This is a genomic window from Sphingobacteriaceae bacterium, assembly GCA_002319075.1.
GTDB lineage: Bacteria > Bacteroidota > Bacteroidia > B-17B0 > Aurantibacillaceae > Aurantibacillus.
Window position 1 is genome coordinate 357196 of record NVQB01000001.1, and the last position, 21565, is coordinate 378760.

General features: G+C 40.8%; 28 protein-coding genes. 2 read left to right on the forward strand and 26 right to left on the reverse strand.

Translation table 11 applies throughout. The annotated features are described in order from the left end of the window. Positions 1-61: 61 nt before the first annotated feature. The 10 genes from CNR22_01620 to CNR22_01665 all read right to left on the reverse strand — a co-directional run bounded on the left by CNR22_01620 (position 62) and on the right by CNR22_01665 (position 5749). Entirely contained in the window at positions 62-424 is a 363-nt protein-coding gene (locus CNR22_01620) for a hypothetical protein (GenBank protein PBQ30518.1), read from the reverse strand. 112 nt (positions 425-536) lie between these two features. After that, entirely contained in the window at positions 537-1433 is an 897-nt protein-coding gene (locus CNR22_01625; protein ID PBQ30519.1) for a cupin, read from the reverse strand. Between the two features lie 2 nt (positions 1434-1435). Then, complete coding sequence (locus tag CNR22_01630; protein PBQ30520.1) at positions 1436-2392, reverse strand: hypothetical protein; 957 nt, start codon at positions 2390-2392, stop codon at positions 1436-1438. Positions 2393-2411: 19 nt separating this feature from the next. Then, positions 2412-2822 (reverse strand): hypothetical protein, encoded by a 411-nt coding sequence (locus CNR22_01635; GenBank protein ID PBQ30521.1) that lies wholly within the window; start codon positions 2820-2822, stop codon positions 2412-2414. Between the two features lies 1 nt (position 2823). Further along, positions 2824-3198 (reverse strand): hypothetical protein, encoded by a 375-nt coding sequence (locus tag CNR22_01640; protein PBQ30522.1) that lies wholly within the window; start codon positions 3196-3198, stop codon positions 2824-2826. A 7-nt stretch (positions 3199-3205) separates the two neighbouring features. Then, positions 3206-3610 (reverse strand): hypothetical protein, encoded by a 405-nt coding sequence (locus tag CNR22_01645; GenBank protein PBQ30523.1) that lies wholly within the window; start codon positions 3608-3610, stop codon positions 3206-3208. Beyond that, on the reverse strand, positions 3576-3929 hold the full coding sequence (locus CNR22_01650) for a hypothetical protein (GenBank protein PBQ30524.1): 354 nt from the start codon (positions 3927-3929) through the stop codon (positions 3576-3578). Before CNR22_01650 ends, CNR22_01645 begins: the two co-directional genes overlap by 35 nt. Next, positions 3875-4714 (reverse strand): hypothetical protein, encoded by an 840-nt coding sequence (locus CNR22_01655; protein PBQ30525.1) that lies wholly within the window; start codon positions 4712-4714, stop codon positions 3875-3877. The genes CNR22_01650 and CNR22_01655 overlap by 55 nt, the downstream gene beginning before the upstream one ends. Continuing rightward, positions 4711-5073, reverse strand: coding sequence for a hypothetical protein (locus CNR22_01660; protein PBQ30526.1), 363 nt, complete (start codon positions 5071-5073; stop codon positions 4711-4713). The genes CNR22_01655 and CNR22_01660 overlap by 4 nt, the downstream gene beginning before the upstream one ends. 61 nt (positions 5074-5134) lie before the next feature. After that, complete coding sequence (locus CNR22_01665; GenBank protein PBQ30527.1) at positions 5135-5749, reverse strand: hypothetical protein; 615 nt, start codon at positions 5747-5749, stop codon at positions 5135-5137. 425 nt (positions 5750-6174) lie between these two features. On the opposite strand from CNR22_01665, the gene CNR22_01670 reads away from it, so the two are divergent. Continuing rightward, on the forward strand, positions 6175-7803 hold the full coding sequence (locus CNR22_01670) for a hypothetical protein (protein ID PBQ30528.1): 1629 nt from the start codon (positions 6175-6177) through the stop codon (positions 7801-7803). A 165-nt stretch (positions 7804-7968) separates the two neighbouring features. On the opposite strand, the gene CNR22_01675 is transcribed toward CNR22_01670, so the two are convergent. The 9 genes from CNR22_01675 to CNR22_01715 all read right to left on the reverse strand — a co-directional run bounded on the left by CNR22_01675 (position 7969) and on the right by CNR22_01715 (position 15248). Next, positions 7969-8433 (reverse strand): heat-shock protein Hsp20, encoded by a 465-nt coding sequence (locus tag CNR22_01675; protein ID PBQ30529.1) that lies wholly within the window; start codon positions 8431-8433, stop codon positions 7969-7971. 114 nt (positions 8434-8547) lie between these two features. Continuing rightward, positions 8548-9117 (reverse strand): hypothetical protein, encoded by a 570-nt coding sequence (locus CNR22_01680; GenBank protein PBQ30530.1) that lies wholly within the window; start codon positions 9115-9117, stop codon positions 8548-8550. Positions 9118-9126: 9 nt separating this feature from the next. Then, the gene (locus CNR22_01685) at positions 9127-9807 is read right to left on the reverse strand and encodes a hypothetical protein (GenBank protein ID PBQ30531.1); all 681 of its coding nucleotides are present in this window, start codon (positions 9805-9807) and stop codon (positions 9127-9129) included. A 115-nt stretch (positions 9808-9922) separates the two neighbouring features. Beyond that, positions 9923-10558, reverse strand: a complete 636-nt coding sequence (locus CNR22_01690; GenBank protein ID PBQ30532.1) for a hypothetical protein — start codon at positions 10556-10558, stop codon at positions 9923-9925. After that, on the reverse strand, positions 10558-11040 hold the full coding sequence (locus CNR22_01695) for a hypothetical protein (GenBank protein PBQ30533.1): 483 nt from the start codon (positions 11038-11040) through the stop codon (positions 10558-10560). Before CNR22_01695 ends, CNR22_01690 begins: the two co-directional genes overlap by 1 nt. A gap of 31 nt (positions 11041-11071) precedes the next feature. Beyond that, positions 11072-11800 carry a peroxiredoxin gene (locus tag CNR22_01700; GenBank protein ID PBQ30534.1) on the reverse strand — a complete coding sequence of 243 codons (729 nt, stop codon included), beginning with the start codon at positions 11798-11800 and terminating at the stop codon, positions 11072-11074. A 316-nt stretch (positions 11801-12116) separates the two neighbouring features. Further along, positions 12117-12986: a phosphoribosylpyrophosphate synthetase gene (locus CNR22_01705; protein ID PBQ30535.1), complete on the reverse strand. Its 870-nt coding sequence runs from the start codon at positions 12984-12986 to the stop codon at positions 12117-12119. Between the two features lies 1 nt (position 12987). After that, the gene (locus CNR22_01710) at positions 12988-14490 is read right to left on the reverse strand and encodes a thymidine phosphorylase (protein PBQ30536.1); all 1503 of its coding nucleotides are present in this window, start codon (positions 14488-14490) and stop codon (positions 12988-12990) included. A gap of 86 nt (positions 14491-14576) precedes the next feature. Next, entirely contained in the window at positions 14577-15248 is a 672-nt protein-coding gene (locus CNR22_01715) for a hypothetical protein (GenBank protein PBQ30537.1), read from the reverse strand. Positions 15249-15464: 216 nt separating this feature from the next. Between CNR22_01715 and CNR22_01720 the strand changes: the two genes are divergently transcribed. Then, complete coding sequence (locus tag CNR22_01720) at positions 15465-15932, forward strand: blue light sensor protein (GenBank protein PBQ30538.1); 468 nt, start codon at positions 15465-15467, stop codon at positions 15930-15932. Here CNR22_01720 and CNR22_01725 read toward each other — a convergent pair whose 3' ends face one another. The 7 genes from CNR22_01725 to CNR22_01755 form a co-directional block, all read right to left on the reverse strand. Then, positions 15933-16613 carry an ATP-binding protein gene (locus CNR22_01725; GenBank protein ID PBQ30539.1) on the reverse strand — a complete coding sequence of 227 codons (681 nt, stop codon included), beginning with the start codon at positions 16611-16613 and terminating at the stop codon, positions 15933-15935. Position 16614: 1 nt separating this feature from the next. After that, positions 16615-17874, reverse strand: coding sequence for an ABC transporter (locus CNR22_01730; protein ID PBQ30540.1), 1260 nt, complete (start codon positions 17872-17874; stop codon positions 16615-16617). After that, the gene (locus tag CNR22_01735; GenBank protein PBQ30541.1) at positions 17874-18971 is read right to left on the reverse strand and encodes an RND transporter; all 1098 of its coding nucleotides are present in this window, start codon (positions 18969-18971) and stop codon (positions 17874-17876) included. The genes CNR22_01730 and CNR22_01735 overlap by 1 nt, the downstream gene beginning before the upstream one ends. A 5-nt stretch (positions 18972-18976) precedes the next feature. Further along, positions 18977-19288 carry a hypothetical protein gene (locus CNR22_01740; GenBank protein ID PBQ30542.1) on the reverse strand — a complete coding sequence of 104 codons (312 nt, stop codon included), beginning with the start codon at positions 19286-19288 and terminating at the stop codon, positions 18977-18979. 137 nt (positions 19289-19425) lie between these two features. Beyond that, complete coding sequence (locus CNR22_01745; protein ID PBQ30543.1) at positions 19426-19905, reverse strand: hypothetical protein; 480 nt, start codon at positions 19903-19905, stop codon at positions 19426-19428. Positions 19906-20159: 254 nt separating this feature from the next. Then, the gene (locus tag CNR22_01750) at positions 20160-20831 is read right to left on the reverse strand and encodes an ornithine aminotransferase (GenBank protein PBQ30544.1); all 672 of its coding nucleotides are present in this window, start codon (positions 20829-20831) and stop codon (positions 20160-20162) included. 141 nt (positions 20832-20972) lie between these two features. After that, positions 20973-21452 carry a hypothetical protein gene (locus CNR22_01755; GenBank protein PBQ30545.1) on the reverse strand — a complete coding sequence of 160 codons (480 nt, stop codon included), beginning with the start codon at positions 21450-21452 and terminating at the stop codon, positions 20973-20975. Positions 21453-21565 lie beyond the last annotated feature (113 nt).

The following is a 21565-nucleotide window of genomic DNA, read 5'->3' on the forward strand; positions in this document are numbered from 1 at the left end:
ACAAATAGATAAAAGATTAATTAAGGGCCAACCTCATACGATCCAGCTTCATGCTGAACATTTAATTCAATTTAAGAAAGTGATTAATAGTTTTTAGCAGTTGCTTGTATGTAAAAGGTTTGCTGATGTAAGCGTCCGCTTTATATTCCTTGTTATCCTGAATGGATGCTGAGCCAGCAGAGAGAAATACAAAGGCAATCCCACTGATCGTCTTAATCTTTTTTTTGGTCTCAAGTAATTTCATTCCTCCTGCTTTTGGCATCACGAGGTCGCTGAGTATAAGATCAGGATGATGTGTAATGGTTTGCTGAAAGCTTTCATCACTTTTGGTAGCAGTAACAACACGAAAGCCGGCTATCTTAAGGAGTGCGCTGGTATCTTCACGTGATTCATCTTTATCTTCTACAACCAAAATAGTCCGCATCCATCAAAGTTAGGCTCCTTTTTTTCGCGTGGATATGATAGAGGTCATTTAAAGAAATGATTGACTTCATCTTCAAAAAAATTATAAAGGGCGTAAATCCGCCAACGAACTTTTAGATACCTAAGGCATCGTCAAAATACGGCATCCTGTTTTTGTTCATCACCCTTTCCGCTCTTTTCTTCGCTATTCTCACTTTGATACCGAGCCAGTGTTTACCTAATAATTTATTTAAGGCTTTATCAAGTGGTAAAAAGATCACAAGGTTCCGGATGCCGCAGAGTACATACAACGCATTTGGAAGCTTGCGGTAACTCGCAGAAAAACTTCCTTCCAGGTAGGTCATGTAGTGCCAGTAACCAGCTGGCATAAAAATGCTGTCGCCTGGTTCCAGGATCACCTCGGCGCCTTTTATAAATTGCAAAGCAGGATAGGTTTTATAGTCGGGTTTATCGAGGTTAACCAGGGAATAAGTATTGAGGGGAAGGCGGTATAGCAAAGTTGAATATTCAGGTGCTATTAATACAACCCGTTTTCGCCCACCGAAATGCGTATGCAGCACATGCGACATGTCAATGTCCTGGTGTATGCGAACAGTCGTGTTTTTTCCACCAAAGAACATGTAAGCCATACCCGAAAGGAGACCTCTGAAAAAACGGGGGCAGGGAAATTCTTTTTTTAACTCCGGGTTATACTTAAATAAATTAAACAGAAACATGCGCAGTGAACTGGGTTCATCTTTGGATATCACATCGAGGAAATCCTTGAACTTCATTTTCAGATCTGGTTTTGTAAAAGCAGAGCCGGCTGTTTTTTTATTGCCATTGTCAAATACATCGATAGCAAATTCGCCCATTGTACTTTTAAAATAGGGTATAGACCATTTTCTGCCTGCTACTTCATTGTAGGCGAGACCTTTCATAACCAAAGGTTTTTGCAGGTTCAGGTAATTTTTCCTGAAAGCTTGTTCCGAGATATTCTCAACAACATCAATTTTCCCACTGAGATCCATGACTATAAAAAAAGAATGTTATCTGTTTTCCTTTCATGGGCTGCCGGTTGTTCGTCACCATAGCCCAACACAATAGCAAGATGAATTTGTTCGGAATCTGGAATGCGCAGTTGAGAATAAACCGGTGTATTCTCAATGAATTTTGCAAGGCCAACAGGACATGTATCTAAGCCCAAAGATTTGGCAGCAAGCATTAGATTCTGGCCGCACAGTCCAATATCCACACCAGCCCATGTATGATTTTTTGGTGCAGTAATAAAGATAACTACAGGGGCGCCATGGTAAACCGGGTCTTCTTCATTTAGTAATCCCAACAGCAGGTCGTGATACACTTTATCGGCAGCTTTAATGGTTTCATGCGAATAACTTTTCAGTTTCGCGCTATCACTTAGCACGTAAAATTTCCAGGGTTGCCGATTAATAGCAGATGGCGCCATAGCAGCGGCTTTTAGAACCTCCTGAACTAAGTGTTTCTCTACTTTAGCGGTTTTGTATTTTCGTACAGCGCGTCTTTCATAAATAGTGTGTAAGGTTTTGTTACCATTCAAAAAATTATGGTCGATCACCTTAACCAGCGCAAACACAGATTTCTTTACAGAACGGAGGTGGTTGTCTAAGTGTTGAAATTTGTCTTTAAGCAGTTCATGTTGATTTCGGTAATCCCGTTCATCTTCGCTCTCTGGCTTTGTAAGTAAAGTGTACAAAAAGGTTTCGTGGTCCAGCAGTTCTTTTCTCAAAGACACGAGCTCTTCGCTGCTTATCCTCTCAAGCAGGTTTTTAATGTCCGTTTTTTCTTCTTCTGTTGTGTGAAGCAATTTTGTAGCGATCAGATCCGTAAAGAATTTTTTCTCATCTTCCCATAGGGCAATCTGGTTGATCCATGATCTGCATTGCTGGTGCAACGCTTCCAGGGCTTGCTCAAGAAGTAATTTTTCTGTGGCTGTAGTTAATAGTTTCATGGGTATATGATTTAATGTGTTAGAGTTTATAAAAATCTTTTACTTTTTCTACGCATTGGTTCAAGGTCAAATGGTCTGTGGTTATAAGACCTGTCAGTTTAGGCTGCATTTGTTTATCAGCTACCATTCTTGCCTGTAACTTTTTTTTCATGCCCGATGGGCCCATAATGAAAATCTCATTCACGTTCTTTACTTCAGCTATTACTTCGTCAAGAAATTGAAATTCCTGGCGCATTTTGCGATGTGCGAAGGTAGCTTCGTGATTCAGATGATGAATACCCATAAAGGTGCCTTTGTCTCCTTCATGGCCAGGGTGATGGCTGTTGTTTTCAACATTGGAACTAATTTCACGGATGGTTTCTTTTCCATCATAAAAAGTGATCACAAATGCCTTTGCTCCGTCTATCCAGATTCCGGATTGCGTTTTCATTTTAGTCGTGTTTAGCAGGTTTAAATATTGAAAGTATGGTTCTCAGATAATTCGGAATGCCTCCATCCGTTTTATCTTCGCTACTCATTTTTTTAGAAAGTAAAGACAGCAGAGCGTCACTTGTTTTTGGAGATTGGATGATTTTACCCAGGTAATTAGTTGCTGCGCTTAAGCCTATTCTCAAAAGGTCTTTTCTGAAATCCTTGTCTTTTGCCAGCTCGCTTACCAGTTCCTGCAGATAGGGTGCGGGATCGGAAACCACAGCCACCGTATTTCTTAGCTCAGCAACCAGGTACCTTTCTCGTTCTTTTTGAGAATCTTCAAGTTGCCGCATTTTTTCTATCAGCTCTTTGCGAGTGTTTATTTGCCTTGTCATGCTGGTGTTATTGAGGAATGTCTGCTGTGAGAATTGAAATGATCTTATTTTGAACCGCTCCCCCTGCAAGTCTGTTTTTAAAAAGAAAAAACACTACAGCTATTAAAAGATAGAAAGCGCCGACCAGTGCAAATCCCCAACTAGTAGTTCCAAGCAGATGCGAGAGATACAAGGCAGCTGCAATACTTAAAAATACAAGAGCAATCATAAATATACTGTATGGCAAAAGTACCGCCAACAGATAAGATTCAGCCGAAGCAATTTTTTCTACGCTGCGTAATTTAAGCAGTTCCAGTTCTGTAGACGAGTAGCCTTTTAATTGGCTAACGAATTCATTAAGTCGTTCTTCTTTTATCAATTCCATAAATGCTTGTTGTTTATACTGGTCTGTCATTTTCAGGGTCAGCTTCATCTTTTACCTCTGATTTTTTACTATGCTCACAGTGCTCATCTTTTAATTCCGAAAACAAGTCGCGCAGCTTGCGTCGGGTATCTCTGCCTTTGGCCGGAGCGAAAGCAATCCCAAGAATACTGCCTGCTATGATGCCAAGCAACAGTCCTGCAACTAAGGTTTTGGTTTTACTACTATGCTCTTGTTGGTTCATATTTTTATACAAAGTAAAACCAACAAAGGGCAGATGGAAATGATCCTTATCACCAGCTTTGTTGATCTTTGTCAAAAAATCAACGGAGGTGTTGCCTGGTGAAAAATAAGGATCGGGTAACGGCATTCAAGCGAAAGGCTTTCACTAATGCCTGGTCCGGCAATGCGTTCAATGGATTGGCGTTTACGGGTAGATATCGCGAACAGATCAGGCTGTTCTGAATCAAGATACCGCTCTAAAGTTTCCTGCAATTGCATCCCTTGAATTACCTCAAAATCAAAATGAGAATTGGAAATCTGTTTTCTTATGTTTTTTTCGAATGCATACATCACCTGCTCAATCCGGTCTTCATCAGGTTTTGCGGCATGCACAACTTTTATAATACCCTGATAAGGTCTTACCAGTTCAACAACCGAGCGTAGTTCTTCAATATCGTCGCGGTGAAAGCCGGAGGCAAAACATACTTTTTTTAAACCTTTGAAGGTTGCCTTTTCAGGAATAGAAATAACAGGACACTGTGCCTTTCGAATAATCTGCGAAGTCTTACTGCCGCCAAATAATTTCTTAAGTCCTTTTGCCCCGCGCGTTCCCATAATAATGTAATCGGGTTGCTGTTCATTTACCGTTTTATGGATCGCGTCCATAAGAGTACCCTCCTCAAAGAGGCATTCAATTTTAGCTTTCGTTTTTCTGCTGATTAAATCTTTCGTGGAAGCCAGGCCATCATGGGCGGCGTCTTTGAAGGAATGGGTTGCCGGCACTATCCGGGTATAAAGAACATCAGCAAGTGAAAGGTCAAAAGCATGAAGAAGTAGGATTTTAAAATCACCGGTATTGGCAAGTGTGGCGGCATATTCTACGCCAGCGCCTGCTTCATGGGAAAAATCGGTTGGTACTAAAAGTATTTTCATTTCTTTTGCAGGGTGGCACGTAAATTACAGTCATTGTCAAAAAATGCATAAACAGTTTGGCCGTTGATTATAAGTGCTATTTTAAAATTGTTGAAACCCGGGTAAGGTACCTTAACTCTCAGCGAGTTTGTGCGTGCAAATTGAGCAAGTTCTTCCGTCAGGCAACTTTCATCAGGATAATAAAACTCTGCATAGCCTGTTAATTCGGTACCGGCCAGAGGCTTGTTGTTTTTATGGTAAATAGTTACATCCATGTAATTTATACAACCGGACACTTCTATCTGGTAACTTCCGGCTCGCTTGCGTGTGCATGTATTTGCGTCACAAGCGTGTGTTTGCGCCTGCGTAGAAATTTGCATTAACAGGTAGAAAATGAATAAGACTTTTCTCATAAAATAAGCTCTAATGATGGTTTATGAACTAATCCATTGGTAAAAAAGAAAACTTCATATCGCTGAATGCGTCTTTGATCTCATCTTTAAAGTGCTGCCATTTATTTTTAACACCTGCTTCTTTTATTAAGAGTTTTGTTTTTAAGGTGTTCAGTCTTTGTTCAAAATCTTCTTTCTTTTGTTTGAGGTCATACTCCAGTTTGATCTTCTTAAGCTGGTAACTTAAAGATAACAGTTGAAGCTTCGCGGTGAACTTCTCAATTTCAAGTTGCATTTTAGCAACTTGCCGGCCGGGAGCGCGCAGTCTTAATTGATTTTCGAGTTCAGACAGGCTTCTCTCTATACTCTTTCGCTGTATTTCAAATGCTTCTTTTGTTTCAGCAAGCCCAAGGGCGAGCTGCACCTCTAAATGTTGTAAAGCATTTATTAGTGGAAGTACGTCCTCATTCGTTTTTAAATTACGGATCTTTAATTTTAACTGTTGTGCACGTATATGCAGAGATTTTTTGAGATCTTCAAAAACATCCTTTGCGTCAGCTTTACCAAGCGAAATCTGAACCTGCAGTTCTTCCAGCTCTGCGGCTGCTGTTTTTAAGCCGTTAATAATATACTCAACGGGGTTTCTTTGTGTGGCTGTTGTCATTAGCTTTGATTAATGGATCAAAAGTAATCTGGTAAGTATATTTCTCACATAATTTTGCTCACGTGGTCAGGTGATCTTTGTCACAAACACAGTTTATTGAAAAAGCGTTTAGTCTGGTCTGGTAAAATGATCAAGCTGATGCGCACACTCCGCTAGTTCAATAGTACATTCTGAGCTATTGGATGCCATTTGAGAAACACCACTTCACAAAATAAATAAGGCAAATCCCTATGCATTTCTTGGAAGATTCATTGATCGTTTTTGTAAAAGATGCTTTATGAGTAAGCTTACAGCAATGATTCAGATCACTTATTCTTAATGGTTATTGTACAAGCCATCGAACTAAAAATACTTGATATTTATTACTAGTCTTCCGCCTCAAAGCTGATTTAGATCAGGGCAGGAACTTTAATTAATTTCTAATTTTGATACTAAACCCCGGATTCCGTTTCCACTATCTTGTTATTGGTTATACAGACATGACACAAACAACACATCTTTTCTCGCCTGGTGAGACTGCTTTTGCCCAGATGTTCCTCAGTGCGTCTGTTGGGATTATTCTTGTGAACGAAATGGGCTGCATTGAATATTTAAATCCTTACGCGGAAAAATTATTTGGGTATACGGCTGCTGAGTTAACAGGGTTTAAGGTGGAGAAATTAGTCATGGAAAGATTCCATAGTAAAAATATCCGTTATAGGGAGATCCTGTTTAAAAGACCTGCAGCAAAGATCAACACCCAGGGAATTCACCATCAGGCTTTGTGTAAAGACGGCTCCCTAGTTGCTGTTCATGTTTCTGTAAGTCGTTATACATACAATGGCTCCGAAGTAATGACTGTTTTTGTTAACCGAGTTACAAGCCAGTTCCGTGAACACGAACAACTAATAATGAAAGAGCAGAGTATTCGTTTGTTTGTAGAACACACGCCCTCTGCTGTTGCCGTATTCGATGAGAAAATGCGTTATCTTACCGCCAGTAAACGCTGGATTGAAGACTACCACTTAAATAGTGATAATATCATCGGGCTTTCGCACTACGAAGTGTTCCCCGATATACCAGGGCGCTGGAAAGAAATTCACAGGCGCGGCCTCAACGGAGAAACATTGCACTGTACTGAAGACAGTTTTGAAAGATCAGATGGAAGAAAAGAATGGGTGAGCTGGGAGCTTTGTCCATGGTACACCTATTCTGGCGCCATCGGAGGGATCGTTATTTTTTCAGAGGTTGTCACAGGCCGGAAGCAAGTGGAAGAAGAGCTTCGTAAACTTAACGAAGAGCTGGAACAAAAAGTGGTAGAGCGTACAGTGTTACTGGCACATGCTCTCCAAAGAGCGAATGAAACAAATGAGATGAAAAACGCTTTTGTATCTATGGCCTCTCATGAGTTCCGCACGCCGCTGAGCGCTATTCTTTCCAGCGCGGCCATTGCTGAAAAATACAAAGAGAAAGAGCAACAGGATAAACGTGAAAAACACTTTTTAAGGATCAAGTCTTCGGTTATGCACCTGGTAGATATTCTTGACGATTTTCTTTCACTTGAAAAACTGGAACAGGGCAATATAAAGTCAGAAAAACTGATCTTTAACCTGGATGAGCTCATGCAGAACACGATCGATGAATTCAGTGAGATTTTAAAAAAAGATCAGGTGATTCGTTACACTTATGCCGGTGAAACGCACGTGCTTCTGGATAAAAAGATCCTGCGAAACATTATGCACAATCTTTTATCGAATGCGATCAAATACTCCGATGCTGCCATTGATTTGACTGTAGATGTGAAAAAACAGGAGGTTCATATTCAGGTGAGGGACCGGGGAATTGGGATTCCTGCAGAGGATCAAAAAAATATATTCACTAAGTTTTATCGGGCTAAGAACGTATCGTACATTCAAGGTACAGGACTAGGCCTTAACATGGTTAAAAATTATATTAATCTCCTCGGCGGAACAATTGAATTTTCAAGCCGTGAAGGCGATGGTTCACTTTTTTCTATCCTCCTCTATTCTCATCATGGCGGGACACAACACTTTGCATGCGAGGTAACTGATTAATTTGGATTACAATTTTTCCTCTCCACCCCTATTTCAACTATCTAAATAATGGTTCCTGTTCTGTCTATCCATTAAGTTGTTTTGAATTTCTATGTATTTTATTGGCTAAAGTTTATAGCTGGCAGAAATAGAAAAGCCTGTCTTTTAAACAGGCTTTAAAATATATTAAGCTACCTTAATTTCTTTCTTAAGGCTGGCTATCGTCTCTTCCTTTTTTGGAAGCGTTAACTTCAGGATGCCATCCTGGTAATGAGCATCTATTTTATCCGGCAACGAATTGTCAGGTACAACAAAAGAACGTGAAAAACTTTGATATGAAAATTCTCGGCGACAATAATTGTTCTTTTCCTCTTTCTCTTCCTGTTTTTTCTCTGCGCTCACTGTCAGTAAACCGTTTTCGACTTCAATTTTAAAATCTTTTTTCTCAAGACCGGGCGCCGCCATCTCAATAGAAAAGTCTTTTGTGTTTTCTGAAATGTTTACAGAAGGCGCAAAGGCTTGCTTATTTTTAAAGAAGTTGCCATTAAAGTCGGCAAGTCCGTAATTAAAAAAATCATTGTCAAAAAAATCGTTGACAAGTCTTGGGAACAAACTCCCGTTCCCGTTTGGTTTTGATTTTACCAGCGTCATAATAAATTGGTTTTTAAATTAAACATCTATGAATTATAGAACAAAGATAATGGCCGTATAAAATCATAAGAATGACGACGGTCACATGCCCCAGTGATCTTAAACATCAACACATCAGGTGTTCAGGAAAACAGTTTTACTTTTTGTCATTTTAGAGTAAAATTCAATTTCAGGTTTTTCCTTTCGTGTAGTGTTAATGAGATGTTCCATACTGATCCAGACAAGGAACCAGCCTGCAGGTTCAAAGACAACAAGTAAGATATGCAGCGAGACTGTTTGCGATTTCATAGACGAAATATAACCGGCGCACACCATCATAAAAATGCCTATCAGGCTCAGCATCACGTCCTTTTTTCCTTCCGTCTTTTTTTTCTTTTGAAAATAATGAAGGTTCTTAATAAAATGTCCGTGCAGACGTTTGGTAATAATAGTTTCTGATGTTTTGTCCCTGGCCCTCTCTGGCAAAAGCAGTCTGAGTTCGTCAATATGAGAGTCTGTTTCATGCGAGAGTTTCCTCAGCTCACGAAGAAAATCATCTGAAATGTTCCGGGAAGTGTAAGGCCGGAGATCAAAGTCGGAGAAGATGTCGTCATAGCAATCCACCCACAAACTAATGTTCGATGCCGCGTTCTGTTCCTGAACCTCTTCTTCCTCGTCATGTGAATGTTTTATCAGTTGTAACATGGATCTCTTTTACTTTATAACCATTAGCCTGCTGTCTCTTAATACATTTGTTTTCCACATCTCATAGCGAAAGAAACGTATTTCAGCTAAAACATGCTTTAAAGAACCAGCCCAGTAATTTCTTAAACCAAAACCTGAAGGTGCGCCCGAGCAATAGTCGCTGAAAAGGATCTTGTGTGTTTTGATGTCAAAAAACACCACCCAGAAATTTCCCTTCCTGTAGGATTTATCAAAACTTTCTACAATAAGAACCAGTCCCAGGCCGTCTTTCCGGCTTCCTTCGGGATAGGCAGAAACCATGGCGCCAAGCTGATCCTTGTGCAGCATGCAACTGTTGTAGGTGAGAATGCCCTCTGGATTTATTTTTGAATTCAAGTTCGCAACAGGTTGTATCTCATAAAAAATACTGGTTTTACGAAAGGTGTTTTTAAGATCAAAATTTCTCGGCTCATCCAGCACGAGTTGGTTCCATGCGGGTACGTAGTAAGAAATAAGTTCGTTGGCGCTGGTGGGTTTACTGTCGAAGCCATCGTCAAACTTTCCGATGAACTTTGCACCGGTAAAATCAAGGCCGTACCAAACCAGCTCGTTGTTTGTAAAAATAGCATTGGCACTTAGTTGTGCATGGCTTGTTTGTGAAAGAGACACAACCAGTGTAGTAATGAGGAGCAACATTTTGAAGGTTTTCATAAGGGTTGGTTTTAAATTATAAATTTCCGGTTACAATTAATTGTAAGCGTAAAAATACCGCGCAGATCTTCCAGGGTAAATGATCCAGGTCACTGGTAGAGATGATATACTGCATTTAGGGCTGCTGCGACAAAGCATAGAGATGATTAACCATGAATGTCTTACGTGTATCGTCATAAACACTGAGATCTCTTTCGGTCTGTATGTTACAATTCACAAGTTGCAGAAATTTTTGATTGCCTGAAAAAGTGCTCCTTATGTTTTGCAGCGTCAAAGGCAACAGAGGTCCGTCTGGTCTTACAGCAAAATAAAAAATGCGCTCGCTATTAAAAGAAGTGCCGTTAGATACATTCTCTTCCAAAAAATAAATGCTTAAGTCCCTTATCTCAGCGAGCTGAAACTCCTGGTTGCAGTAAAACCGAAACATGTTTCCTTTGCAATCCTGGTAACCAAAAAGTTCATCTTTAAATAATTTGATCTTTCTGCCTTTGTAAAAAACTTCTACAAAAGGCTTCTGCATAAAATCATGCAACCTGATTTTTTGTTTTTCCATGCTGCAATCTATCTGGTAGGACAGCCTTCCGTTTGTAAAATCATCGTAAGATGCATAAATACCTGCAAGTGTAGAATCCTTTACTGGGGTTTGAGCCATTGAGTTTTGGCAAAAAATCAAGACGAGAAAAAAAGAGATCAATAACCTGCGATTATTTTTCATGGCGCGTAAGGTTTTAAATTCCTTTAAAGGGATCATTATCTTTTTATAAAATACTTTAGCTGTTCCATGATCTTCTCTTTTTCCTGGAAGCCCACGCGGTTCCATACCATAGTGCCATCTTTATATAAGATAAGAGCTGGCAAAGCATCTATCTCAAAATATTCTGCAATAAGGGGATTGCTTTCCATAGTAATGGAGAGTAGTTCTGCATCAGCGCCGGTTTCTGAAAACACCTGCTTAAGCACGGGCATCTGCCTTTTACACACCACACACCAATTTGCACTAAAGTAAACTAACAAAGGTTTGTTGGTGGTTTTGATGCGCCGGTTAAACTGATCAACGGTCATGCCTACCGGTCCTCCCGATATGGTGCTATCCACCTGATGTCCCTGGCTAAAAGACAAAAAACTAAACAGGGTCAATAGAATGCTGAAGATAATTTTCATGTTTAGTTGTTTGCCGCGCATGTATATCGCAGCTGTTAAAGTAGTTGAAAATGGTATGAGTTGCATATTCATTTTCTCATGGTTTAATTATGGCAAAAGTATTTTATAAACTCTCACTTTTTTTATTTAACACGGTGTCCATGATTTTGATTTTATCAATTTTTCTTGTGCAAAAAAACCAATCATGACAGGTCATTTCCGTTTTGCTTTCCATTCGTTCTTTTGCTACACCACAAGATCCGGCTGTTGGAATGATTACATCGTCGCCCGGTTGCCAGTCTGCAGGTGTTGCAATGGAGAAGGCGTCTGCCGCCTGCATTGCAATTAAAGCTCTATAAAGTTCCGCGAAATTGCGACCAAGACTTAAAGGGTAATAAATTATTGCGCGAATAATTCCCTTGGGATCAATAAAGAAAACTGCGCGAACGGCTTTGGTACTGCTTTCGCCAGGCATTACCATACCATACTTTTTAGCTACCTCCATAGTTATGTCTTCAATCAAGGGAAATTTCACCTCAATATCCTTCATACCTTTATATTCAATCTTCTCCTTAATAGTTCTTAACCAGGCTATATGACTGTAAAGGCCGTCTACAGATAAACCAACTAATTTGCAATTGGCCTCGTTAAATTTACTTTCCATGCTTGCAAAGGTCATAAACTCAGATGTGCAGACCGGCGTAAAATCTGCGGGATGGCTGAACAGTATAACCCAGTTACCTTTATAGTCCGCAGGGAAATTTATGTTCCCTTGTGTTGTTATTGCATTAAATTCAGGTGCGGCTTCGCCAATCCTTGGCATATATACTTTTTGTTCAGTTGCTGTTTCCATCTTCTTATTTATTTAGTTTATAGCAATCAAAAGTAGAGTATAAAGAAGTCCTGAAGCATGATGAATTTCAGTAGCATCTATGATCTTAATCACTCAGCCGCTTTTCCACAAAAGAACATCTTTATCGCTATAGGATGGAATTTGGATTGATCATATTATTGGTATTGAAAAACAAGATTACTGAAAAGTTCAGGTCAGTTACGAATACAAAGACTGTGTAACGAGTATCATGCAGCTAGTAATATCCTTTCTTCTTAGCGGATGAAACTTCCACTACAAAAAAAATAAACATAGGACCAACTTGGGAAATCAAACGCTAACTAAATTTTAATAAGCTACTGATGTCGATCTGGTTGCTGGAATGCACGATCGTATTGGTGGTAACTATCTGTGCTGCTCCTGCGTTCTTCAACTCCTGGTAAGCATCGCCTGCAAAGATGCCATGTACACCAATGCATACAGGCGCCTGAGTACTGCGTTTTTTTAGCTGCAGAACGGTTTCAATCATTGTTCTCGCGCTTGAAATAATGTCATCTACCAAAACGGGAGTAATACCGTTTAAGTTAATATCAGCTGGAATAACTATTTCCACTTGCTTGTCACCAACCCGGCTTTTATTCAGGAAAGTATAAGGGGCATCGCAGTGCGCCGCCACCTGTTTCACCCACTGCTCGCTTTCACTGTCAGGTCCGATAATAAAAGGTTTTTTCACATGGGTCTTAATCCAGGCAGCGATAGGTTCGGCAGCGCTGCACACTTTGGTTTTAACAGAATATATTTCCTTTAGCGAATGAATACGGTGAAGATGCGGATCAATCGTGACAATCTCATCCACCATAGAGGATAAAAGTTTCGCAAACTCTGCCGAAGTAACACCTTCTCCCTGATGGAAGATTTTATCTTGTCGCATGTAAGGAAGGTAAGGGCTAATTAATGTGATCGTTGCCGCCTTCATCGATCTGGCAATTTTTGAAAAAAAATAAATGGGCATTATTTTTTCATCCGGTTTATAAAGTGAACACACCATTACCACATGTTTGCCACATACGTCTGATTGAATGCGTATATAACTTTCTTCATCTGGAAAACGCCGCATTTGCATTGCTCCTGTGCTGCAATTGGCAGTAAGGGCCAATGCACGTGTTAATTGTTCGTTACCGGGAAAAGCGAAATAAATATGTTCCATGTTAGCGGATAGTAATAATATCAGGTTGCTGTTTTAAATAATCCAAAGCATAATGTAATTCGCCGGAGGCCTGTGCATAAACATAATACAGTACGTCTCCTTTTTTCAGAGGTGTGCCTACCGGACATAATAATACTACACCTGCCCCTGGTTCCTTAGGGGCTCCGGCAAGCTTAGCTACTTTGGCAAGTAGCCGGTTATCAATTTCCTTTACCACTCCATCTCTATTAGCACGTACCGCTTTTTTGTACCGCGCCGGTTTTGGTTTTTTCATGCCACCCTGTGCTAAACAAATAGCTTCGAACTTTTTGTAAGCAGATCCATTTTCGAGGATCAAGAGTGCAGCAGCGAACCCTTTCCCCGACCTCACTTTGCCTACAAGTTCAAGAATCTCACCTGCAATCATCACCGATCTGTTTTTAAGATCTTGCGGGGCGCCTTTTTCGTTTTTTAAAACACTCAGTACATCCAGGGCTTCCAGCGCGGGCCCTACCCCACGCCCTATTGGCTGCGAACCGTCAGTGATCAAAATTTTTACTTTTAGATTCAGCGAGGCAGCCACTACTTTAAAATAATATTTTAATTTTTCAGCATCTTCTTTTGTGCGCACCTTTGCTGTTTTGCCAACCGGAATGTCAATCACCACATGCGTAGATCCCGCTGCACTTTTTTTAGACAGTACTGAGGCGATCATCTGGCCGTAGCTGTCAATATCGAGAGCGCGTTCGATGCGGATCAGAATTTCGTCTGCAGGGCTTAGTTTTACAGTACCTCCCCAGCTCAGGCAGCCATTTTCGGCGGCAATCACTTTCCTTATCTTAGCAGTGTCCAGTTCAACATAAGTAAGTGTCTCCATGGTATCCGCTGTTCCCGCAGGTGAGGTGATAGCGCGGGAAGATGTTTTTGGAATCTTGATTCCGGCAGCAGCTACAATCGCTACAACTATTGGACTGGTGCGGTTCCCGGGCAGACCACCTACACAGTGTTTGTCAGCCACTATTTTACTGTTCCAAGTTAAAGTACGACCCGAACCTACCATGGCTCTCGTTAAAAAAGTAATTTCTTTCAGACTGAGGTTGTCTCCTGCGCATGCCGTAATAAATGCAGACAACTCCACATTCGAGTAACGGCCTTCAACAACATCTTGCAGTATCTCCTTAAAATTAATTTCGGAAAGCTTTTTGCCGTACATTTTTCCCCGAACGTATTTCATAGAGTCTACCGGCGCACAATGTGAAAACCGAATGAGGTCGCCTTCCCGGGCATTTAAGGCTTTCCAGGCGCTTTCCGATAAACCAGCCTCACCCTCTTTTAATATGCCGTTATCAATAATGTTTAACGAAGCGATCAGCGTTTTTTTATTCACCCTTACTTTTACGCGGTTAAGTGATGAAAATCCCTCAGATTTATGTATGGGGCAATCCTTAGGCATAAACACGATGTGTTCTATCTGCGCGTCAATGTGCAGCCGCTTTAATTTCAAAGAATTGGAATTTCGTTTCATAATTGAGTTAATACACTAGCTAATAGTTAGCGGGTTTAATCCGTGAAGGATCAATGATCCGTTTTAATGAGACAAATGAATTAATATTAAAGTGCCTGAACCAAATTTGCAGGAACATAAGATTTTTTGATTTGATGCATCACGGCCAATACAGTAATACTTATTACAGATGCAAAAAAGCACCACACGGAAACTATATAATCCTCGTAAAAAATAGCGGTGATGATATAGGAGATGAGGATCGCCATGCCCACACTCCACATGCGTTTAATGCCCGAGAAAAAAGGTGGTACGATGGTAGCAATGACGTACAATACGCCTCCATAGCGGCTGAGCCCGGCGGGATAATCCTGCTGATAGGAAATATGCAGCCCAAGAATTTTTGCCTCCACGTAATAAGAAATGAGGCAGTACGCCAGGTACAAAGAGACACTGGCCCCAAGAACGGTGAGTATCCTTTCTATTTGTTTTCGCTTTCGGTCTCGTTCCAGTTTCAAAATTGAGTAGGGTACCCAAAAGGGCCAGACTATCTGCGCAAAAAACAGGAATGTATAAGTCATAGGCCACCGTAAAAAGCTCCAGCCTTGATACGTGAGTGAGAGCCACACAAAGCCCTCAGATATCTGCTGTATTCCGAAGATCAGGGGTATGCTTGCAAACAGCAATTGAGAACTGTGTTGGCTTTTTTTGATGGAGGCCACTCCGATTGTTACCAGGACAATACCTGCTCCAAAACTTGCATTGGCGGAAAAACACATGGACGTAATTTTAAATTATGGCTGATGATTTCTGCAAATACTAATCTGCGGGACGTCTTTGCAATTACCTTTCCCGCTTCCTAAATTCAAAGGTAAGTGCGTCCTAAATCTATCAGATGATATCTCTCATGCATTAACATGAAATACATCATGCTTTATAACTTGAATCACATTGTTAAACAAAGTAATTTCACCTAACTATTAGACTAAAAAAAAATGTTTGAGTTGATCTATTGTTCCGAAGCAAATGCGAATATATCGGAAGACGATATTGCGTCTATTCTCAGTACCTCCAGAGCCTTTAATAAAACCCATAGCATTACCGGATGTCTTTTATATTACAATGGCGAGTTTATACAGATTTTGGAAGGAGAGGAAAATGTTGTGCAGAGCCTGTTTTCAAACATCCGTAAAGATAAGCGGCATACAAATGTTCAGCTTATAGCAGAAGAATTTGCGGCAGGCCGCGCCTTTGAAAGCTGGAACATGGCTTTCAACAGCATTAATCCCGCTCAGTTTTCGCCCATTATCGAATCCTTGTTTATTGAAAATGTAATGGCGTTTTCTGACTTTGCGGCTAAGCCCAATGAAGCCACAAAACTTTTTTGGTACATGACCCGCCAACTACTGGACGGGAATTGGCCGGAAACAAAAGAGTCTGATCGCACCAGGCTGTTTTTCTAATTATTGTTTTATAACCCTTCCGTCTTCCATTTCAATGATCCGTTTGGTGCGGTTGGCAAAATCATTGTCGTGAGTTACAATTAAAAGCGATTGATTATAATTAGCCGCCAGCTCTTCGAAAATGTGAAACACGATCTCACTGTTTTTTTTATCGAGGTTACCGGTGGGTTCATCACCCATGATAATGAGCGGGTCATTAATAAGAGCTCGCGCTATGGCCACCCTTTGTTTTTGCCCGCCCGAAAGCTGGTTCGGAAATTTCAGCGCTTCGCTTTCAATGCCGAGTACTTTCAGTTTTTCGTATGCCCTGTGTTCAATTTCTTTCTCTGAGAAAGCCCCAAGTTTTAAACCAGGAAGCATCACATTTTTCAGTACACTGAATTCATTCAGTAAATAATGGAACTGGAACACGAAACCTATTTTTTCGTTCCTTACCCTCGCCAGCTCTTCCTCTTTTTTAGCCACCATGCTAACACCATCTATTTTCAGGTCCCCCCTAAAGTCCATATCCATTGTTGAAAGTATATAAAGGAGTGTAGATTTTCCGCAGCCTGACTTCCCGATCACCGACACAAACTCCCCTCTATCAATAGAAAAGCAAATGTCTTTCAATACAGGTACTGTAATTGGATCGTGAAACTCCTTACAGATATTTATCGCTTCGATGACTTTGCTGTTCATTTTATTTTCCCCTGATAATAATAACCGGATCTACTTTGCTCGCTTTGCGCGACGGAAAATAACCCGCGAAATAAGTAGTGACCACTGAAAAAACTCCGCCAATAATATAAAACACAGGGCTGTAGTTAACCGGATAGGTTTTAATGGTAGGAAGTGCTTCTGTGTTAAAAGGAATGAGGTCTATGAGCGCAGAGGCGCCAAGTCCGAGCAGCAGCCCCAGCGCACCCCCGAAGATTCCTATGGTAAGCGCGATACTAATAAAAATTGCTTTCACATTCTTGCCCGAAAAACCGGTTGCTTTTAAAATGGCTATGGTATCCATTTTTTCATAGATCATCATGTTCAGAATGTTATAGATTCCGAAACCAGCCACCACTAAAAGCGTAATGCCTACAACATACGAAATGAGGGTCCTGATAAAGGTTCCGGTTTCAAACTGCGCATTTGCTGTATTAATATCGAGTGCTTCCACATCAAACAATTGATGGTACTCATGCGCCATCGCCGGTGCGTTAAGAATATCTTTCAGCTTCACCTGGATATCTGTAACATAGCTGTTAGGCTCTCCCAGAAGTTTTTGAGCGGTAACAAGCGATACATAACTCTGTATCTTATCGAGTTCCTGCAATCCCGATTGAAAATAACCGACTACTTTCAACTGAAAACGTTCGCCACGGGAAGTTGTTACCTGCACTACATCTCCCAGCTGTGCTAACATTTTTTCGGCCGCGGCTTTTCCAAGGATAATGCTGTTCGGAATATTTTTAAGATCTATATAACGCCCTTCAGTAACATACTCACTAAATTTAAAAAGTCTGTTCTCGGCTTCAGGATCAATACCGCTTACTGTGCCTGGTAAGTCAACAGCACCGAGGTTGTAAAATACCTGACAACTGATTTTTGGAGCAATGCCTAATACACGTTTATCTTCCCGCAGCGTTTTCAGAATAACTGCGCTGTTCCTGATCTGCAACTGTTCGTTTTTAGGTTTTACAGAGCGAATAAAGTTATGGGTACCGGAATAAGTTTTGGACAATTCAACAGGTTGTAACGCGGAGGGCTGTACCTCTTTATAAAGACGGATATGCGGAGTACGATTTAAAACTAAGCCATCAAGCAACTGATTTAACCCCGTCATAAAGCTCAGCAGGGTAATGAACATGGCAATGCTGAACGTAACACCAATAGCAGCCACAAGCGTTTGCCGCCAGCGGGCCAGCAATAACGAACGCGAAATATCAAAACTGAGCTTCAGGTTCATTAGTCGGGTTTTACAAGTTCTTCGTCTTTAGAAATACCTGTCAGAATTTCGATTACCTGGTAATCTTTCAAGCCTGTTTTTACCTGTGTTTTTTGTCCGTTACGCTTTATCACCGTACTGTCGTTAAGCAGGTAATTCCGCGGAATGAGCAAGGTGTTTTTTTTCCTGCTGATCACGATATTAGCCTCGAAGCTTGTATTCGGGTAAACGATCGCCGGAGCTTTTGTAAATTCGGCTTCCACAATAAAGGTCTTACTGCGCTCGTTCATCAGCGGGAAAACGCGTGTTACCTGTGCTTCAAATACTTGTCCGCGATAGCTGTCAAGCGTAACTAGAACGGGTAAGCCCTTTTTTATTTTTACAATGTCATATTCGTCCACCTGCATCTCCAGAATAAAAGTGAAAGCATCACCCACAATGGCTAACGGAGTCTGCATACTTACCATTTCTCCTTTTACTTTATTGAGGCTGTATACGATGCCGTTTAATTCGCTGCGAACTGTATAGTCGTTTTCAGAAGTTCCTGTGATCAGTAAATTTTTCTTCGCTTGTAATGAGGCAAATTCTAATTGCCGTTGCAGGTCCTCCAGTTTCAGCAGCGACGAGTAATAAGAGGTTCTCGAATTTTTAAAGCCCAGTTCACGCTGTTCCAGATCTACTCTGGTGCCTATGTTTTGCTGCCATAGCGCTAATTGGCGTGTATATAGCAAAGAATCATTCTGCATTTTTTCCCTGGCGAGATCTGAAAAAGCACGGGCATCTATCAATTTGCTTTTATTAGCGGCAAGATCAGAGAACCTTGCGGCCAGCTCGGCATTTTCTTTTGTGAGACGCTGGATGTCGTTTGATATAAATAGAAGAGGCTGCCCTTTTTTTACGGTATCTCCTTCTTTCACAAACACCTGTTCAATAATGCCGTTGGCCTGTGCAAACACCTGGTACTGATCTTTGCTTTTAATGGTACCCGAAGCATACACCGATTCTGATACACTGCCTAAAACAGGCTTGAGTTTTTCTTTATCCTGTTTGCAGGCTGTAAAATAGAACAGGCTGCACAGTGTCATGAAACAAAATTTTAAAATTCCAACAGATCTCATAGCGTTTATACAACAAGGAGAGGTTCAATGCTAATACGTGCGATATCATCCAGTCCGAATTGCAGGATCGAAGCTGGAAATTCAGTGAATTCGCCATTACTCTTATTATGGATCGCCCAGAAAGCTTCTTGTTTTTCTTCGGGCAAAAAACAATATTTCTCTGCAGGATAGAGGTATTCAAATTGAGAGTCCTTAACTACTTTAAACTGCACAAACTGGCCTTTCAGTTCTTTATTGTCTTTTGTGTATAAAGTTACTTTGCTGAAGTGGGGATTTGAAAGATCGTAGAGAGAATAAATGTGGAGTGTTGATTTCATAGGATTTAAAACTTTCTAAAACATAGCCGGGTGCTCGATAAAGGTATCCTGCTTTAGTCAAGCCTGGCATGAAATACATCACTGCTAAACATGACTTTCATCAGCTTCTTTTGGATAGCCGTTTGTTCTACTAATCGCTATTGGCCAGGGTAGCCGCTTTCCAGATCTGCCAGCGTTCTCCTGGTACATTCATTGTCAAAAAAAGCAGATACGGATTCTCCGTTTATAATGAGCGAAACCTTAAAATTATAAAAGCCAGTACGGGGAATTTCCGCTTCCAGATAATTACTGAAGGGATATTGATAAAGATCTTCCGTTGCCATTGTGCCCCCCTTGTAGTAGAACGCTATGTAACCTATAATGATCGTATTCATCAGAGCTTTGCCGCTAACTTCGTTTACATATACATGGAGGCGGTTACCGCATTTTTTTACCAGTTCTATCTCGTACCTGCCTGCCGTGTGTTTGATACAAGAGTTGGTATCGCAGGAAATTTTCTGAGCCTTTAACAGGAATATACTTGTAAAAAAGAAAATGGTAAAACCGGTTCTGATGAGTGTTTGATTCATGTCCCAAAGTTCTGGATGAATCTGCTTTGAAGCCTTAACTTCCGTCACTTAAAAATATGATCCCCGTCATTGGATAAAAATAGTATTAGAAATTGCCAGAGCGCGGAGGTATTGCTGCGTGCATCAGTAAGTAGTTTAAAAAAACTTTGTGAATTTCTATTACCGTGAGATATTCTTTTCGTAAAAGCTTTCGGACGCGTTTCTTTTTTTTGAGAAAATAGAAATAAAAAAAGCCATTGGCGGCCCTGGAGCAAATCTTCAAGGTCCGGCCAACAGCATTTTTTGGGTTGCTTTGGTTATTATTAGTCCATTAACGAGTAATCGTAATCCACTACCAGTTCATTATCCACGTTCCACACGCCTTTGGTATTCCAGGCAATGCGTTCGGCCTGCTCTTTCTCGTACCACGATCCTACAGTACCCGTTAAAGTTACTTTTGTACCTTTTACGCTCACTTCAATATCTTCCGAATTAATAGCCCAGTTACGTGCAAGGGCACGTTCCACTTCGCGTTTTTCTATCAGGTCGTGCGACTCCGGTTTAAGTGTAATATTACTGGTAACGCCCATAACACCGTTTATGTTTTTTACAGCTTCTTTTGCAGCCTCACGCTGGAAGTTCCAGTTTACTTCACCATCGAGGGTGATCCAGCCTTTCTCAACTTTTACTTTGATCTTTTCATTTGGAATTTTCCAGTTCCATTCCATAGCGGTGAGTACATTCGTTGCAATAGTGCTATCGTCTACTTTTTTTAGAGAGTCGAATTGCACTTCGATCTTTTCAACAACCACCTTTACACCCGCTACGCTTTTTGCAGCAGCTTCCGCTTCCGATTTTTTTGCATAGCTATTTACCGTGCCGGTTAAAGTGATCACACCGTCTTTGGCAATTACACCAATTTCTGCTGCATGCAACAGAGGTTCCCATTTAATGGCGTCTTGTACTTCTTTTTGTAATTGTTCGTTGGTTTTCATAGCTCTTAATTTTAATGAGTTTTTACATCACAAAATTAGAGCTAAGCGTATTCCGGCGCAGTGATTTGGGTCACTGGTTTTGATGATCCTCAACAGACTTTAATTGCTCCTGATTAAATTTAACCAGTAAGATCTATAAGACTATCTGAACAAGTGTCCACAGTGGTAGTTTTCAAACAGCTCTTCCAGCACCTTTATAGACTTCCTCCCAAAGGCTTTGTGGTTTTCAAAATAACTTCGGCCGAGGATCATGATGCGCAGCAGGGTATAAATTTGCAGATTGCACAGCTTGTTTCTCAAATGCGGTGGCAGACTTAATACCTGTGCCGGGTCTTCAAAAACTTCCCGGTGTTTGCGCGGAATGCTACGCATGTACCGCTGCTTTTCTACCTGGTTGGTAAAAAAACTAAGCTGCGTTTTTGTTGTTTCTAAAAGTTGTTTGCAGGCCCTGCCGGAAATATAGATGAAGTGCCCTTCAAACTTATAATTAAAAGGCTGGTAATTGTGCCGGAGCGCAGAGAGCTCTAGTGGACTTAAAATTTGTTTTAGATAAGGCAGCGAACGTTTGTCTGTTTTGGTAAGTGACGCCAGCACAGTATGCGGAAGGTCTTTGGTTTTCATAAGCTTGATCTTTAGATGTTTCGATATCCTGGGATCGTGGGCTTATGAATTTGTGTAAAGATAAAAATTTTAGAAAATAGATCTCCTTAAAAATAGGGAGAAGATTTACTTAG